The 15,008-nt window shown below is 71.5% G+C and carries 17 protein-coding genes and 1 tRNA gene; 14 read left to right on the top strand and 4 right to left on the bottom strand.

Annotated features, from left to right (window positions below; all coding sequences use genetic code 11):
- Positions 1-13 precede the first annotated feature (13 nt).
- Positions 14-598, bottom strand: a complete 585-nt coding sequence (locus tag ACFVJX_RS13325) for a 5-formyltetrahydrofolate cyclo-ligase (RefSeq protein WP_384127042.1) — start codon at positions 596-598, stop codon at positions 14-16.
- Between the two features lie 107 nt (positions 599-705).
- Between ACFVJX_RS13325 and galU the strand changes: the two genes are divergently transcribed.
- From galU to ACFVJX_RS13370, 9 genes are all read left to right on the top strand, one after another.
- Positions 706-1,608 (top strand): UTP--glucose-1-phosphate uridylyltransferase GalU, encoded by a 903-nt coding sequence (galU, locus tag ACFVJX_RS13330; protein ID WP_384127040.1) that lies wholly within the window; start codon positions 706-708, stop codon positions 1,606-1,608.
- Between the two features lie 4 nt (positions 1,609-1,612).
- Positions 1,613-2,923, top strand: a complete 1,311-nt coding sequence (glp, locus tag ACFVJX_RS13335) for a gephyrin-like molybdotransferase Glp (protein WP_384127038.1) — start codon at positions 1,613-1,615, stop codon at positions 2,921-2,923.
- A 122-nt stretch (positions 2,924-3,045) separates the two neighbouring features.
- The gene (gene moaC, locus ACFVJX_RS13340) at positions 3,046-3,546 is read left to right on the top strand and encodes a cyclic pyranopterin monophosphate synthase MoaC (protein ID WP_384127037.1); all 501 of its coding nucleotides are present in this window, start codon (positions 3,046-3,048) and stop codon (positions 3,544-3,546) included.
- Positions 3,543-4,061 (top strand): molybdenum cofactor biosynthesis protein B, encoded by a 519-nt coding sequence (locus ACFVJX_RS13345; protein WP_384127036.1) that lies wholly within the window; start codon positions 3,543-3,545, stop codon positions 4,059-4,061. Before moaC ends, ACFVJX_RS13345 begins: the two co-directional genes overlap by 4 nt.
- Positions 4,062-4,078: 17 nt before the next feature.
- Positions 4,079-4,690 (top strand): GNAT family N-acetyltransferase, encoded by a 612-nt coding sequence (locus ACFVJX_RS13350; protein ID WP_384127035.1) that lies wholly within the window; start codon positions 4,079-4,081, stop codon positions 4,688-4,690.
- A gap of 167 nt (positions 4,691-4,857) precedes the next feature.
- The gene (glpR, locus tag ACFVJX_RS13355; RefSeq protein ID WP_384127033.1) at positions 4,858-5,997 is read left to right on the top strand and encodes a gephyrin-like molybdotransferase receptor GlpR; all 1,140 of its coding nucleotides are present in this window, start codon (positions 4,858-4,860) and stop codon (positions 5,995-5,997) included.
- A gap of 96 nt (positions 5,998-6,093) precedes the next feature.
- Positions 6,094-6,167, top strand: a tRNA-Ala gene (locus tag ACFVJX_RS13360).
- Between the two features lie 526 nt (positions 6,168-6,693).
- Positions 6,694-7,482, top strand: a complete 789-nt coding sequence (locus tag ACFVJX_RS13365; protein ID WP_384127031.1) for an SAM-dependent methyltransferase — start codon at positions 6,694-6,696, stop codon at positions 7,480-7,482.
- The gene (locus ACFVJX_RS13370; protein WP_384127029.1) at positions 7,479-8,309 is read left to right on the top strand and encodes an alpha/beta fold hydrolase; all 831 of its coding nucleotides are present in this window, start codon (positions 7,479-7,481) and stop codon (positions 8,307-8,309) included. The genes ACFVJX_RS13365 and ACFVJX_RS13370 overlap by 4 nt, the downstream gene beginning before the upstream one ends.
- Before the next feature lie 25 nt (positions 8,310-8,334).
- On the opposite strand, the gene ACFVJX_RS13375 is transcribed toward ACFVJX_RS13370, so the two are convergent.
- Positions 8,335-8,829 (bottom strand): GNAT family N-acetyltransferase, encoded by a 495-nt coding sequence (locus tag ACFVJX_RS13375; protein WP_384127027.1) that lies wholly within the window; start codon positions 8,827-8,829, stop codon positions 8,335-8,337.
- Between the two features lie 50 nt (positions 8,830-8,879).
- Between ACFVJX_RS13375 and ACFVJX_RS13380 the strand changes: the two genes are divergently transcribed.
- Positions 8,880-9,695 carry an exodeoxyribonuclease III gene (locus ACFVJX_RS13380; protein WP_384127025.1) on the top strand — a complete coding sequence of 272 codons (816 nt, stop codon included), beginning with the start codon at positions 8,880-8,882 and terminating at the stop codon, positions 9,693-9,695.
- Between the two features lie 45 nt (positions 9,696-9,740).
- Here the strand turns inward: ACFVJX_RS13380 and ACFVJX_RS13385 are convergent, their stop codons facing one another.
- Complete coding sequence (locus tag ACFVJX_RS13385; RefSeq protein WP_384127118.1) at positions 9,741-10,385, bottom strand: MerR family transcriptional regulator; 645 nt, start codon at positions 10,383-10,385, stop codon at positions 9,741-9,743.
- A 194-nt stretch (positions 10,386-10,579) separates the two neighbouring features.
- On the opposite strand from ACFVJX_RS13385, the gene ACFVJX_RS13390 reads away from it, so the two are divergent.
- The 4 genes from ACFVJX_RS13390 (at position 10,580) to ACFVJX_RS13405 (ending at position 14,224) form a co-directional block, all read left to right on the top strand.
- Positions 10,580-12,115 (top strand): flavin-containing monooxygenase, encoded by a 1,536-nt coding sequence (locus tag ACFVJX_RS13390; protein WP_384127024.1) that lies wholly within the window; start codon positions 10,580-10,582, stop codon positions 12,113-12,115.
- Positions 12,112-13,053 carry an alpha/beta fold hydrolase gene (locus ACFVJX_RS13395; RefSeq protein WP_384127022.1) on the top strand — a complete coding sequence of 314 codons (942 nt, stop codon included), beginning with the start codon at positions 12,112-12,114 and terminating at the stop codon, positions 13,051-13,053. The genes ACFVJX_RS13390 and ACFVJX_RS13395 overlap by 4 nt, the downstream gene beginning before the upstream one ends.
- Positions 13,050-13,943, top strand: a complete 894-nt coding sequence (locus ACFVJX_RS13400) for an SDR family oxidoreductase (RefSeq protein WP_384127021.1) — start codon at positions 13,050-13,052, stop codon at positions 13,941-13,943. Before ACFVJX_RS13395 ends, ACFVJX_RS13400 begins: the two co-directional genes overlap by 4 nt.
- Positions 13,944-14,029: 86 nt before the next feature.
- Positions 14,030-14,224 carry a hypothetical protein gene (locus tag ACFVJX_RS13405; RefSeq protein WP_384127019.1) on the top strand — a complete coding sequence of 65 codons (195 nt, stop codon included), beginning with the start codon at positions 14,030-14,032 and terminating at the stop codon, positions 14,222-14,224.
- Between the two features lie 71 nt (positions 14,225-14,295).
- Here the strand turns inward: ACFVJX_RS13405 and ACFVJX_RS13410 are convergent, their stop codons facing one another.
- Positions 14,296-14,940, bottom strand: coding sequence for a TetR/AcrR family transcriptional regulator (locus ACFVJX_RS13410; protein WP_384127017.1), 645 nt, complete (start codon positions 14,938-14,940; stop codon positions 14,296-14,298).
- Positions 14,941-15,008 lie beyond the last annotated feature (68 nt).

Genomic DNA, 15,008 nt, shown 5'->3' on the forward strand with positions numbered 1-15,008 from the left:
GCCCAGGGGTTCTTCAGCGGCCGCTGAAGCGCCGCGGGCCGTCCGGTGTCACCACGGCGTCCACGGGGTGGTCGTGCGGTTCCTCCGGGACCCGCACGGCCACCTCGTTGCCGTACAGCAGGACGATCAGCGCCGGGTGGGCCCCGGCCGCCGTGAGGCGGGCCAGCACCCGGTCGTAGCTCCCGCCGCCCCTGCCCAGCCGCATCCCGCGCCCGTCGACCGCCAGGCCCGGCAGAAGCACCGCGTCGGCGTCCAGGACGGCGTCCGGGCCGAGCCGCTCCCCGGCGGGCTCCAGCAGCCCGCGGCCGGCCTTCTCCAGGCTCGCGGCGCCTTCGTACGGGGCCCAGTCGAGATCGTTGTCCGGCAGGAGCACCGGAAGCAGCACCCGTACGCCTCGCGCTCGCAGCGCGTCCAGCAGGGCGCGGGTGCCCGGTTCGCGTCCGACCGATACGTACGCGGCGACGGTACGGGCTCCGGAGAGCTCGGGGAGAGCGAGTGCGTGACGGGCCAGAACCGCGGCGGCCCTTTCGGCGTCCTCCTCGGTGAGGAGACGTCGTGCGGCGAGCAGTTCACGCCGCAGCAGTGCCTTTGCGGACATGTCGGTGTTCAACGGGGCACCCACTGATCTGTCGTACCGGCATATATGAGTACAAAGTTAACCGGAGGCTCATCTTCCGCCCATGTGCGCCGGTTAAGGTTCAGCGCATGACTCAGTCGAACCCCAGGATCAGCAAGGCGGTCATCCCGGCGGCGGGCCTCGGTACCCGCTTCCTGCCGGCCACCAAAGCCACTCCCAAAGAGATGCTGCCTGTCGTCGACAAGCCTGCCATCCAGTACGTCGTCGAGGAGGCGGTGGCCGCCGGGCTCTCCGACGTACTGATGATCACCGGTCGCAACAAGCGTCCTCTGGAGGACCACTTCGACCGCAATTACGAACTGGAGTCGGCGCTCACCCGCAAGGGCGATGCCGAACGGCTGCGCAGGGTGCAGGAGTCGAGCGACCTCGCCACGATGCACTACGTCCGGCAGGGCGACCCGCGCGGTCTCGGGCACGCGGTGCTGTGCGCGGCACCGCACGTCGGTGACCAGCCGTTCGCGGTCCTCCTGGGCGACGACCTGATCGACCCGCGCGACCCGCTGCTGGCCCGCATGGTCGAGATCCAGGAGCGCGAGGGCGGCAGCGTCATCGCGCTCATGGAGGTGCCGCCCGAACTGATCCACCAGTACGGCTGCGCCGCCGTCGAGCCCACCGCCGAAGGCGATGTGATGCGGATCACCGGCCTGGTCGAGAAGCCGGAACCGGCCGACGCGCCCAGCAACCTGGCCATCATCGGCCGATACGTCCTGGACCCCGCGGTCTTCGACATACTGCGCCGGACCGAGCCGGGCCGCGGCGACGAGATCCAGCTGACCGACGCCCTGCAGCTGCTGGCCGAGGACGAGAAGGTGGGCGGCCCGGTGCACGGCGTCGTCTTCAAGGGCCGCCGCTATGACACCGGTGACCGGAGCGACTACCTCCGTGCCATTGTCAGACTCGCGTGCGAACGTGAAGATCTGGGACCGGAGTTCCGGACCTGGCTCCGCAGTTACGTCACCGAGGAGATGTAGCACCTTGAGCAGCACGATCTGGTCGGTGGACGAGCACCTGGAAGACATCCTCGCCGCGGTGAAGCCGCTCGAACCCATCGAGCTGCAACTGCCCGAGGCGCAGGGCTGTGTCCTGGTCGAGGACGTCGTGGTGGAGATCGCCCTGCCGCCCTTCGACAACAGCTCGATGGACGGCTACGCGGTCCGCGTCGCCGATGTGGAGGGCGCGTCCGAGGAGTTTCCCGCCGTCCTCACCGTCATCGGGGACGTCGCGGCGGGCGACGCAGGACTCCTCGGCGGCCAGCGGGTCGGACCGGGCGAGGCCGCCCGCATCATGACCGGCGCCCCGCTGCCGGCCGGTGCGGAGGCCGTGGTCCCGGTCGAGTGGACCGACGGCGGCACGGGCGGTGGACCGGCGGCCGCGATGCGCGCCCACAGGGACGCCCCCGAGGGTGCGGGCGGCGAGGTCCGGGTCCACCGGGCGGCCGAGGCCCGCGCCCACGTGCGGGACCGCGGCAGCGATGTGCGCCCGGGCGATCTGGCGCTGCGGGCCGGTTCGGTGATCGGACCGCCGCAGATCGGCCTGCTCGCGGCCATCGGCCGCTCGACGGTGAAGGTGCGGCCCCGGCCGCGCGTCGTCGTCATCTCCACCGGCAGCGAACTGGTCCAGCCCGGCGAGGAGCTGACCGCCGGACAGATCTACGACTCGAACAGCTTCGCGCTGACGGCCGCCGCACGCGACGCCGGAGCGATCACCTACCGGGTCGGCGCCGTCACCGACGACGCCGAGACGCTGCGCGCCACGATCGAGGACCAGCTGATCCGCGCCGACATCGTCGTCACCACCGGTGGCGTCAGCGTCGGCGCGTACGACGTGGTCAAGGAGGCGCTGTCCTCGGTGGGCGACGAGGACGAGCCGGGCAGCGGCATCGACTTCCGCAAGCTCGCCATGCAGCCCGGCAAGCCGCAGGGCTTCGGCTCCATCGGCCCGGAACACACCCCGCTGCTGGCACTGCCGGGCAACCCGGTCTCCAGCTACGTCTCCTTCGAACTGTTCGTACGGCCCGCGATCCGCACCCTGATGGGCCTGCCGGATGTGAACCGCCCTTCCACCAGGGCCACGCTGGTCACCGACAAGGCCCTGTCGTCGCCCGCCGGCAGACGGCAGTTCCTGCGCGGCACGTACGACGCGGACGCGGGCACCGTCACCCCCGTCGGCGGGTCCGGATCGCATCTGATCGCCGCTCTCGCCCAGGCGGACGCGCTGATCGTGCTGCCCGAGGAGGTCACCTCCGTCGAACCCGGCACGGACGCCGAGGTGATCCTGATCCGCTGACCCGGGCCGGGTGGCGGTACGGTATCTGCCGCTGTGCCTTCCGGGGGACACCCCCCGGACCCCGGGCCCGCACCCCGGTGCGGCACAGGGGCAACCGGCGCCCTACCGCTAGGCGGAGTTAGTTGAGTACGCAGAACAGGCTGACGCACATCGACGAGGCGGGCGCCGCCCGCATGGTCGACGTCTCCGAGAAGGACGTCACCGCGCGCGTCGCCCGCGCAGGCGGCCGGGTCCTCGTCTCGCCGCGTGTCATCGAACTGCTCCGGGGCGAGGGAGTCCCCAAGGGGGACGCCCTCGCCACCGCGCGTATCGCCGGGATCATGGGGGCCAAGCGCACTCCCGAGCTGATCCCCCTCTGTCACCCGCTCGCCGTCTCCGGAGTCACGGTCGACCTGGCGGTGGCGGACGACGCGGTCGAGATCACGGCCACCGTGAGGACCACGGACCGCACGGGCGTGGAGATGGAGGCCCTGACCGCGGTGACGGTCGCCGCGCTCACCGTCATCGACATGGTCAAGGCGGTCGACAAGGCCGCGGTCATCACCGACGTCCGGGTCGAGGCGAAGTCGGGCGGCAAGTCCGGCGACTACCGGCGCACCGCACCCGAAGGGGCGGACGCATGAGCACGTCCGGCGCGGCCCCGGCCCCGTACCGCGCCCTCGTGGTGACCGCGTCGAACCGCGCAGCCGCCGGGGTCTACGCCGACAAGGGCGGCCCGCTGATCGCCGAGGCGCTGACCGGGCTCGGCTTCACCGTCGACGGGCCGCGGGTCGTCCCCGACGGCGATCCGGTCGAGGAGGCGCTGCGCGCCGGGGTGTCCGCCGGCTACGACGTCATCGTGACCACCGGCGGTACGGGCGTCTCGCCCACCGACCGCACCCCCGAGGCGACCCGCCGCGTCCTGGACCACGAGGTCCCCGGCATCCCCGAGGCGATCCGCGCCGAGGGCCGGGACAAGGTCCCCACGGCCGCGCTCTCGCGGGGTCTGGCGGGCGTGGCCGGCCGCACTCTCGTCGTCAACCTGCCCGGTTCCACCGGCGGGGTGCGCGACGGACTGGCGGTCCTGACCCGACTCCTGGTGCACGCCGTCGACCAGCTCCGCGGCGGCGATCACCCCCGACCCGGGAGCCCGAGCTGAACGTCCCGACCTGGCCGGTGACCCTGGTGGACGGCGACGTCGCCCTCCGGCCGATAAAGCTGCGCGACCAGACCATGTGGCGCGAGGTCAACCGGCGCAACCGGGACTGGCTGCGCCCCTGGGAGGCGACCGTGCCGCCGCCGGCCCCGGGCGGACCGGTGGCCCAGCGCCCCACGTACCGGCAGATGATCCGCCACCTGCGGGCCGAGGCTCACGCCGGCCGGATGCTTCCCTTCGCCATCGAGTACCAGGGGCGGCTGGTCGGTCAGCTGACCGTCGCCGGGATCACCTGGGGCTCGATGTGTTCGGGCCATGTCGGCTACTGGGTGGACCAGGAAGTGGCGGGCCGCGGTGTGATGCCGACCGCCGTCGCCCTCGCCGTCGACCACTGTTTCCGGGCTGTCGGACTGCACCGGATCGAGGTGTGCATTCGCCCGGAGAACGGGCCCAGCCGACGCGTCGTGGAAAAACTCGGATTCCGTGAGGAAGGGATCCGGCCGCGCTATCTGCACATCGACGGCGCCTGGCGGGACCATCTGATCTACGCGCTCACCGCCGAGGAGGTGCCCGACGGGCTGCTCCGGAGGTGGCAGCGGGTCCGACAGGAGCCACCCCGGACATCGCACTAAATAAAATATGTGTTCGAAAGTGACCATCGTTTGACCGCTAACGGGCACGCAAACACCGACTGTTGATCCGAACAATCACAAAAAAAGTCCGTGATATCAGCCGGATCGTGCGACACACCGCGCCAATTGGCGGATGCCTCCATGCAAACCCCTCTACGGTGTGAGATGTGAGCAGCAGCGGCCTCATCTACGCAGTCATCGTCGGGGCCTGGGCCGCCTACTTGGTGCCGATGTGGCTCCGCAGGCAGGACGAGCTCAACGAAGCCCGTCCGACGGAACGCTTCAGCACCGCCATCCGGCTGCTGTCCGGAAGGGCGGCGATGGAGCGCCGGTATGCCAAGGGGCTTCAGGAGCGCACCGACGATGAGGCGGCGCCCGACGCCGAACCGGACGTGAGCACGGATCGAATGGATTCCGTCGACGTCCGGAACTTCTCCGCGCCTCCGGCACATACCGAGGCCCGGGTGCACGACCCGGCTCGTACGCCGGAGCGCGCACCGAAGGAACGCCACGCCCGGGAACGATCCGCGCCCGCGTCCGACCCCGCACCCGCCTCCGCCCGGCGCCCGCGCCCCGGCGGAATCGACGCGGAACGCGCCCGGCGCGCGCAGCGCCTCCAGGTACTCGCACGCCGGCGACGCACCACAGTCGTCCTCTTCCTCGCCTTCACGCTCGGCGCGGTCGTCGCGGCGGTCGGCGGCCTGCAGTTCCTCTGGGCACCCGCGGTCCCCGCGGTGCTGCTGAGCACGTACATCGTGCATCTGCGCGCCCAGGAGCGGCGCAGGTTCGCCTTCACCATGGACCGGCGACGGGCCGAGGTGGCGGCGCAGCGGCTCCGCGAGAACCGCCCGCGCAGGCACCAGCCCGCCACGGCGGCGCCCGCCGAGCCCGACGAGGACCCCGAAGCGCGCCACCCCGCCCCCGAGCCCACCCCCACGGTCTCCCCGCAGGAGGCCGGCCGCCGCGCCCTGGTCGAGCAGACGGACCACGCGGAGTGGGTGGACCAGCAGCGCGAGCGCGGCCGGGTCCAGGGCGACAGCTGGGAGCCGGTCCCCGTCCCGCTGCCCACCTACGTCACCGCCCCGGTAGCCCCGCGCGCCACGGGCGGCGTGGAGGTCGGCGATCCGGAGACCTGGAGCGCGGCCCGCTCCAGCACTGCCGAGCCCACCCGGCCGGCCGTGGCGCCACCCGTGGACCCGGCGCCGCGCCAGCGCACCAGCCAGTCCCGCCGCGCCCGCGACCGGGGCCGGACCCCGCTCTTCGACCAGTACGACGAGGACGACCGCCCCCGCGCGGCCAACGAGTGAGACCTCCCGCCCGCGCCCTGACGCCGACTCGGCTGACCAGCGCGGAACGGATTTCCGACCACCCCGGTGAGGGTGCTAAAGTTTCACTCGTTGCAAGGGCCTGTGGCGCAGTCTGGTAGCGCACCTCGTTCGCATCGAGGGGGTCTGGGGTTCAAATCCCCACAGGTCCACCGCACAACGAAGGTCCCGTCCGGTCGAAAGATCGGACGGGACCTTCGTCGTTGCTCCAGCTCTCCAGCCCTCCAGCTCTCCAGCTCTCCAGCCCTCCGGGCCTCCGTTTCTCCGTCGCAGCGGTCTCCACCACCGTCCGGATCACGGACGTGGGCCCGCCGAGGTCGCCGTACGCCCACGGCGGGCCGGCCGGAGGACGCTCGGGGCCTTCGGGCAGCGGGATGGGGACGACGACCTCGACGCGCGGCCGGTAGTGGATCAGGCTGTCCTTGGTGAGGCCCTTTCGGGGGTCTCCGCATGGACCTCGCTCTGTCTCTGCTGGAGACCGCCCCGGGCACGGGCGACAGCGGCCACCCGCGGCCACCCGAGGGCGTTCACCGCACAGGATCGGTTCGGGGCCGCGCGTTCGAGTGCGTTTCTGTGCAGGGCTGTTGAGTAAGACCGGTGGGCAGGAAAGGATTAGACCTCGCTTAGGCTGAAAAGCGTTTACCCGCTCGCGAAGTTCTCCGTACCGAGGAGCGCCCTGTGACCGCAGGCATACCCAACCCCCGGATCGACACCAGCAAGCCTCACCCCGCGCGGGTGTACGACTGGTTGCTGGGCGGCAAGGACAACTATCCGGTCGATCAGCAGGTGGCGGAGAGGCTGCCGGAGGAGGCGCGGGGCAACGCGGCGCGGAACCGGGCGTTCATGCACCGGGCTTCGGCCTGGCTGGCGCGGGGCGGGGTCGACCAGTTCCTCGACATCGGCACCGGGATCCCCACCGAGCCCAACCTCCACCAGATCGTGCAGGCGATCACGCCGACGGCGCGGATCGCGTACGCGGACAACGACCCGATCGTGCTGCGTCACGCGGAGGCGCTGCTCGTCAGCACGCCCGAAGGGGCCACCGACTATCTTCACGCCGATGTGCGGGAGCCTCAGGCGATCCTCGAACGGGCCCGGAAGGTGCTGGACTTCGACCGGCCCATCGCCCTTTCGCTGATCGCGCTGATGCACTTCCTGCCGGACGACCAGGACCCGTACGGCATCACCCGCACGCTGGTCGACGCGCTGCCGGTGGGCAGTTACCTGGTCCTCTCGCACGGCACCGCGGATCAGCACCCGGAGCTGAAGCAGGAGACGGAGGCGGCGTACAAGAAGGGCGCCATCGCGCTGCGGATGCGTACGCGGGCCGAGGTCGAGCCGTTCTTCGAGGGGCTCGAGCTCGTCGAGCCGGGGCTCGTCCCCGCGACCGAGTGGTACCGGGAGGAACCGGCGCCGGTCGTCGAGCGCAGCGGGTTCTACGTGGGCGTCGGGCGGGTGGTGCGGTGAGCGGCCGGTTCACGGCGCGGGACGGCACCGTCCTCGTGTACGACGACCTGGGGCCGGCCGGGGATCCGCCGCCGGTCGTCCTCGTGCACGGACATCCGTTCAACCGGACCATGTGGCGGTCGCAGACCGCCGCGCTGGTGGCTGCCGGACGCCGGGTGATCGTGTCCGACCTGCGGGGGTACGGGGACAGCGACGTCGTACCGGGCCGCACCCTGCTCGCGGACTTCGCCGACGACATCGCCGCGCTGCTGGACCACCTCGGCATCGAGCGGGCCGTCGTGGGCGGGGTGTCCATGGGCGGGCAGATCGCGATGGAGTTCCACCGCTCGTACCCGGGCCGGGTGGCGGCGCTGGTGCTCGCCGACACCTCACCGGCCGCCGAGACCGAGGACGGCAAGGCGTTCCGTAACCGTCTTGCCGACCGGCTGCTCGCCGAGGGGATGGACGGGTACGCGGACGAGGTGATCGACAAGATGCTGGCCCCGTACAACGTCACCGCGCTGCCGGACGTCGCCGCCCGGGTGCTGGGGATGATGCGTACCACCGCTCCGGAGGGGGCGGCGGCCGCGCTGCGGGGCCGGGCCGAGCGGTCCGACTACCGCGACTCGCTCGCCGGGGTCCGGACGCCGGTCCTGGTCGTCGTCGGCGCGGACGACGTGTACACGCCGGTCGCGGAGGCCCGGGGGCTGCACGGGCTGATGCCGGACGCGGAACTGGTGGTGGTCGAGGAGGCCGGGCACCTGCCCTGCCTGGAGCGGCCGGAGGCGTTCAACGACGCGCTCCTGCGGTTCCTGGCCGGGGCGGACGGCTCCCGGGGCGTGGCCTGAAGGTCCCGCCTGCCGCGCGGGCGGTTCAGGACACGGCCCAGGACCGCAGCGGCTTGGCGAAGCAGCGGCTGTTGTCGTACGTGCGGTAGTGACCGAACTTCTCGCAGGGCGTGTAGCCGCTGGAGAGGTACAGGGCGATCGCCTCGGGCTGCTGGTCGCCGGTCTCCAGGACCATGCGGGTGCGGCCCGCCGCACGGGCGTCGTCCTCCAGGGCGGCCAGGATGCGGCGGGCCAGGCCCTGGCCGCGTCCCTCGGGTATCACGTACATCCGCTTCAGCTCGGCGTCGCCGTCCGAGTAGCCCTCGTCGTTGCGTTCCTGCGACCGCCAGCCCCCGGTGGCGACCGGGCTCTCCCGCGCGTCGTAGGCGATCAGGTACAGGCCGCGCGGGGGGTCGAACATCGTGGCGTCCAGCGGTGTGACATCGCCCTCGTCCCCGTAGCGCTCGGCGTACTCGAGCTGGACGCGGTCGTTGAGTTTGACGGCGTCGGGGTGGTCGAAGGCCCGAGTGTGGATATTCATACGAGCGATGGTACATGTATGCGGCATCCGGATGTCGGTATCGTGCCGGGATGCTCACTGTGACCTCCGTGAATGTAAACGGTCTCCGCGCCGCCGCCAAGAAGGGCTTCGTCGAGTGGCTGGCGCAGACCGACGCCGATGTGATCTGCCTCCAGGAAGTGCGGGCCGAGCCGCAGCAGCTGCCCGAGGAGGTGCGTGAGCCCGAGGGGTGGCACACCGTCCACGCGCCCGCCGCCGCGAAGGGCCGGGCCGGGGTCTCGCTCTACTCCCGCCGGGCGCCCGAGCGGGTGCAGATCGGCTTCGGCGGCTTCGGTGACGCGGGCGGCGAGGAGTTCGACGCGAGCGGCCGGTACGTCGAGATCGACCTGCCGGGCGTCACCGTCGCGAGCCTGTATCTGCCCTCCGGCGAGGTCGGCACCGAGAAGCAGGACGAGAAGGAGCGCTTCATGGCGGCCTTCCTGCCCTACCTCACCGGGCTGAAGGCGCGGGCCGCCGCCGAGGGCCGCGAGGTGGTCGTCTGCGGTGACTGGAACATCGCCCACCAGGAGGCCGACCTCAAGAACTGGAAGGGCAACAAGAAGAACTCCGGTTTCCTCCCCGAGGAGCGGGAGTGGCTGACCCGGGTCTTCGAGGAGGCCGCGTACGTCGACGTCGTACGGGGTCTGCACCCGGACGTCGAGGGACCGTACTCGTGGTGGTCCTACCGGGGCCGCGCCTTCGACAACGACACGGGCTGGCGCATCGACTACCAGGTGGCGACCGCCGGTCTGGCCGCGCGTGCGGTGAAGGCGTGGGTCGAGCGGGCGGCCACGCACGGCGAGCGGTGGAGCGACCACGCACCGGTGACGGTGGTGTACGAGCAGTAGGCAGGGGCGGGTCGGTCCGGTCCGCCACGGGCCGTCGGGCGGGCCCTACGCTGCCGGCGGCTTCGGCGCCTCGGCGTCGCGGCGCAGCCGGCGGTCCAGGGCCATGGAGAGTTCCGCGTCCACCACCGCGCGGGCCAGCGGGCGCAGTTGGGGCGGCTCGGCCTCCGTGCTGTGCTCGCGCAGGGTGGCGACGAAGAGGTCGGCCAGGGCGTCCGCGTGCTCGCGGACCCGGCGACCGGACGCGAGGACCGTGGCGAGCGGGACGCCCTCGCGCACCAGCTCGGCCGAGACCTCCAGGAGGCGGCGGCTGATGTGCACGATCTCGTCGCCGTCCGTGCCGAGGTAGCCCAGCTCCATGGCGGTCGCCAGGTTCTCGGGGGTGGACTCGCCCTCGAAGTAGTCCGCGAGCTGTTCGGGCGTGAGCCGGACCGGGGTCTCCTCGGTCGGTTCGCCCAGGCCCAGCACCTCGGCGACATCGCGGCCGCTCTCGAAGGTGCGCGCGAGGTCGGCGATGCCGGTCAGGGTGTGGCCGCGCTCCAGCAGGCCCGCGATGGTGCGCAGGCGGGCCAGGTGGTGGTCGTCGTACCAGGCGATGCGGCCCTCGCGGCGTGGCGGCGAGATCAGTCCGCGCTCCCGGTAGAAGCGCAGGGTCCGCACGGGGATGCCGGCCTCCTTGGCCAGCTCCTCCATGCGGTATTCGCGGTGCTCGCGTCCTTCGGCCACCCCCGCACCCTACCGGCCCGGCCGGTGGGGAGGCCGCGTGTTGTACCGCCGGTAACTTTCCCCCGTCGTACCCCTACCCATCGGTACGGAGCTGTTCTACTCTCCCAACAATGCCAGTGATTGCTGGCAGAGTCGTGTGACGTACCGCGGGAGGCGGCAGCATGGCCCAGCACGAGCATGTACGAGTGGCGGTGATCGGATCCGGATTCGGGGGCCTCGGGGCCGCTGTCCGGCTCCGTCGCGAAGGCATCACCGATTTCGTGATCCTGGAGCGCGCCGGTTCCGTCGGTGGCACCTGGCGTGACAACAGCTATCCGGGCTGCGCCTGCGACGTACCGTCCCACCTCTACTCGTTCTCGTTCGCACCCAACCCCGAGTGGCCGCGCACCTTCTCCGGGCAGGAGCACATCCGCGCCTACCTGGAGCACGTCGCTGACACCTTCGGGCTGCGGCCGCACCTCAGGCTGAATCACGAGGTGACGATGATGCGCTGGGACAACGACGAGCTGAACTGGGTCATCGAGAGCGCCGACGGCACCACGACCGTCGCCGACGTCGTCGTCTCCGCGACCGGACCGCTCTCCGACCCGAAGACCCCTGACATCCCCGGGCTCGCCGACTTCCCCGGCAAGGTCTTCCACTCCGCCCGCTGGGACCACGACGCCGACCTCACCGGCAAACGGGTCGCGATGATCGGCACCGGAGCCTCCGCGATCCAGATCGTGCCCGCGATCCAGCCGAAGGCGGGGAAGCTCACGCTCTTCCAGCGCACCCCGCCGTGGGTGATGCCGCGGATGGACCGCGCCATCGGCGGAGCCGAGCGCTGGCTGCACCGCACGCTCCCCTTCACCGGCACCGCGCGCCGCGGACTGCTCTGGGGCATCAGGGAGTTGCAGGTCAGCGCCTTCACCAAGCACCCCGACCAGCTGGGCCTGGTCGAGCGGATAGCCAAGTCCAACATGGCGCGCTCCATCAAGGACCCGGCGCTGCGGGCCAAGCTGACCCCCTCGTACCGCATCGGCTGCAAGCGCATCCTGCTCTCCAGCACCTACTACCCGGCGCTCGCCCAGCCCAATGTGGACGTCGTCGACTCCGGACTGAGCGAGGTGCGCGGTTCGACCCTCGTCGCGTCCGACGGTACGGAGGCCGAGGTCGACGCGATCGTCTTCGGCACCGGCTTCCATGTGACGGACATGCCGATCGCCGAACGCGTGGTGGGCGCGGAGGGCATCACGCTCGCCGAATCGTGGAAGGGCGGCATGGAGTCGCTGCGCGGTGCGAGCGCGGCCGGTTTCCCCAACTGGATGACGATCATCGGCCCCAACACGGGCCTCGGGAACTCCTCGATGATCCTGATGATCGAGGCCCAGCTGAACTACATGGCCGACTACCTCCGCCAGTTGGACGTGCTCGGCGGGCGCGTCGCGCTCGACGCCCGCCCCTCGGCCGTCGGGACCTGGAACCGCCGCGTCCAGGAGCGGATGAAGCGCACGGTCTGGAACACCGGCGGCTGCACCAGCTGGTACCTGGACGCCGGCGGGCGCAACACCACGGTCTGGCCGGGCACCACCTCCGAGTTCCGCAGGGCGACGCGGACGGTCGACATCGCGGAGTACCAGGTCGTACGGGTGCCCGCCCAGCGGGACGCGGAGAAGACCGTCACGGAGAAGGCCGTCGCAGGGGAGGCCGCCCGATGAGCCGGCAGCCGCGGCGCGACGCCGCCCGGCCGGTGCCGGTCCGCGAACTCATGGCCGTCTCCGCCGACGGTTCCCGCCTCCACGTGGAGGTGCACGGACAGGAGGGCGCCCCCGCGGTGGTCCTGTCCCACGGCTGGACCTGCAACACGGGCTTCTGGGACGCGCAGATCCGGGACCTGGCCCTCGACCACCGGGTCATCGCCTACGACCAGCGCGGCCACGGCACCTCGCCCGCGGTCGGCCCGGCCGGATACAGCACCGAAGCCCTCGCCGACGACCTCGAAGCGGTCCTCGCCGCCACGCTGGAACCGGGGGAGAAGGCCGTACTCGTGGGGCACTCCATGGGCGGCATGACGATGATGGCCGCCTCGCGGCGGGCCGGGCTGCGCGAGCACGCGGCCGCCGTCCTGCTGTGCAGCACCGGCAGTTCGCGGCTGATCGCCGAATCGCTGGTCGTGCCGATCCGGGCCGGTGCGGTCCGCACCAGGATGACCCGCGCCATCCTCGGTGCGCGCGCCCCGCTCGGGCCGGTCACGCCGCTCTCCCGTCGTCTCCTCAAGTACGGGACGATGGGAGCAGGCTCGGCCCCGGACAGGGTCGACACCTGCGCCCGGATCGTGCACGCCTGCCCCCGGGGCCCGCGGGTCGCCTGGGGCCACGTCCTCGCGGACCTGGACCTCGAAGAGGGCGTACGGGAGCTGCGGGTGCCCACCGCGGTGATCGCGGGTACGGAGGACCGGCTGACCCCGCCGGTGCACGCCCGCGCCCTCGCCGCGGCGCTGCCCGACTGCCTCGGGCTCACCGAACTGGCGGGCCTGGGCCACATGACGCCGGTCGAGGCACCGGAGGTGGTCACGGCGAAGATCCGGGAACTGGTGACCACCTGTCTCCCGTTTCGGGATACGGCTGATGTCGAGGGCAAGGAGGAGGTCGTATGAGCGGCAGGCACAGTCTCGAAGGACAGGTCGTCGTCGTCACCGGGGCGGCGCGCGGTGTGGGTGAGCTGCTCGCCCGCAAGCTCTCGGCGCGCGGCGCGAAGCTGGCCCTGGTCGGCCTGGAGCCCGACGAGCTGAAGAAGGTCTCCGAGCGGCTGCACGGGGAGAGCGACCACTGGTACGCGGACGTCACCGACCACGAGGCGATGGCGCGGATCGCGCAGGAGGTCAAGGCACGGTTCGGCAAGGTCGACGTCGTCGTCGCCAACGCCGGCGTCGCCTCGGGCGGCCCGTTCATGGACTCCGATCCGGTCGCCTGGCGGCGGGTCATCGAGGTCAACCTGATCGGCGGCGCGGTCACCGGCCGTGCGTTCCTGCCGGTCCTGGTGGAGAGCCGCGGCTACTTCCTCCAGATCGCCTCGCTCGCTGCCATGACGCCCGCGCCGATGATGAGCGCGTACTGCGCGTCGAAGTCCGGCGTCGAGGCGTTCGCCCACAGCCTGCGGGCCGAGGTCGGCTACCGCGGGGTGAAGGTCGGCGTCGGCTACCTGTCCTGGACCGATACGGACATGGTGCGCGGTGCCGACGAGGACGACGTGATGCGGGAGCTGCGGCAGCGGCTGCCCTGGCCGTCGAACCGCACGTACCCGCTCGGCCCGGCCGTCGACCGGATAGTCGCCGGCATCGAGCGGCGCTCCGCGCATGTGTACGCCCAGTGGTGGCTGCGCGGGATGCAGTCGGTGCGCGGCTACCTGCCGACCCTGATCGGTGCCGTCGGGCAGCGGGAGATGCGGCGCTTCGGTCCGCGGCTGGAGGGGATCAGCAAGGGGCTGGTCGGCGCGGGGGGCGCGGCTGACCAGGACGAACGTGCTGCGCGCACACAGAGTGAATGATCGAAATGCGCTGAATGCCCGGTCGTGTAAGTCTGGTCGAGGCCCTTCCGGGGCCATCCCCCACGCACCCACGAGGAGTGAACAGCATGGGCATCGCCGACCAGTTCAAGGACAAGGCGCAGGAGCTTGCCGACCAGGGTCAGAAGAAGATGAAGGGCGGCAAGGACGAGGACCAGGAGCGGTCGCAGGACGCGTCCGAGCGGGCTTCGGACGCGTCTGAGCAGGGTCGTGACAAGGCCCAGGGCGCGGTGGACGACGTTCGCAAGAAGTTCGACCACTGACGTCGCACCTTGACGTGTGAGGGGCGTGCCCGGTTCGTTCCGGGCGCGCCCCTTCGGCGTGTGCGGCGCCCTTACCCGAGCGCCGCCTCCAGCGCGTCGAACGCCGCGTGCACCCGCGCCCTGTGGTCGTCCGCAAGTGCCGCCGCGGACTCGCCGGCGAGCAGGCGGCGGGCCGTGGTGACGTGGACCGAACGGTAGGCGGCGACCGTCAGGGCCGCCGCGAAGGCCGGGTCGGCGCATTCGGGACCGGTCTCGGCGAAGGCCCGCGCCAGGGCTTCCTCCAGCTCCTCGACGCCCTCGCGGGCGCGGGCGCGCAGGGCGGGCGATGCGATGACGATCCGCCAGAAGGCGGGGTAGTCGTCGTCCACCGCGGACAGTGGGTGGCGCTGGTCGAGGAGTTCGAGCACCAGGCGGCGCAGGGCGCGCAGCGGGGGCTCGTCCGGTCCCCGTCGCCGCACGGCCCCGGTGAACAGTTCGACCGCCTGGGGGATGCGGTCGAGGAAGAGGTCTTCCTTGCGCGGGAAGTAGTTGAAGACCGTCATGGCGGAGACCTCGGCGGCTCGGGCGACGTCCGCGACGGTCACCTCGTCGAAGCCGTTCGCGACGATGAGCCCCGTCGCCACGTCCGAGATCCGCTGCCGTGTCGCCCGCTTCTTGCGCTCCCGCAAGGGCAGGTCGGCCTCCGGTTCCCGGTCCTTCGCCATAGCGGACGTCATGGCGGAAACTGTAGCTCGAAACCTATAGCGAATACACTTTTTTAGTGACTACAGTTATCTGTCATGGA

Source organism: Streptomyces sp. NPDC127177, assembly GCF_042672475.1.
Lineage (GTDB): Bacteria > Actinomycetota > Actinomycetes > Streptomycetales > Streptomycetaceae > Streptomyces.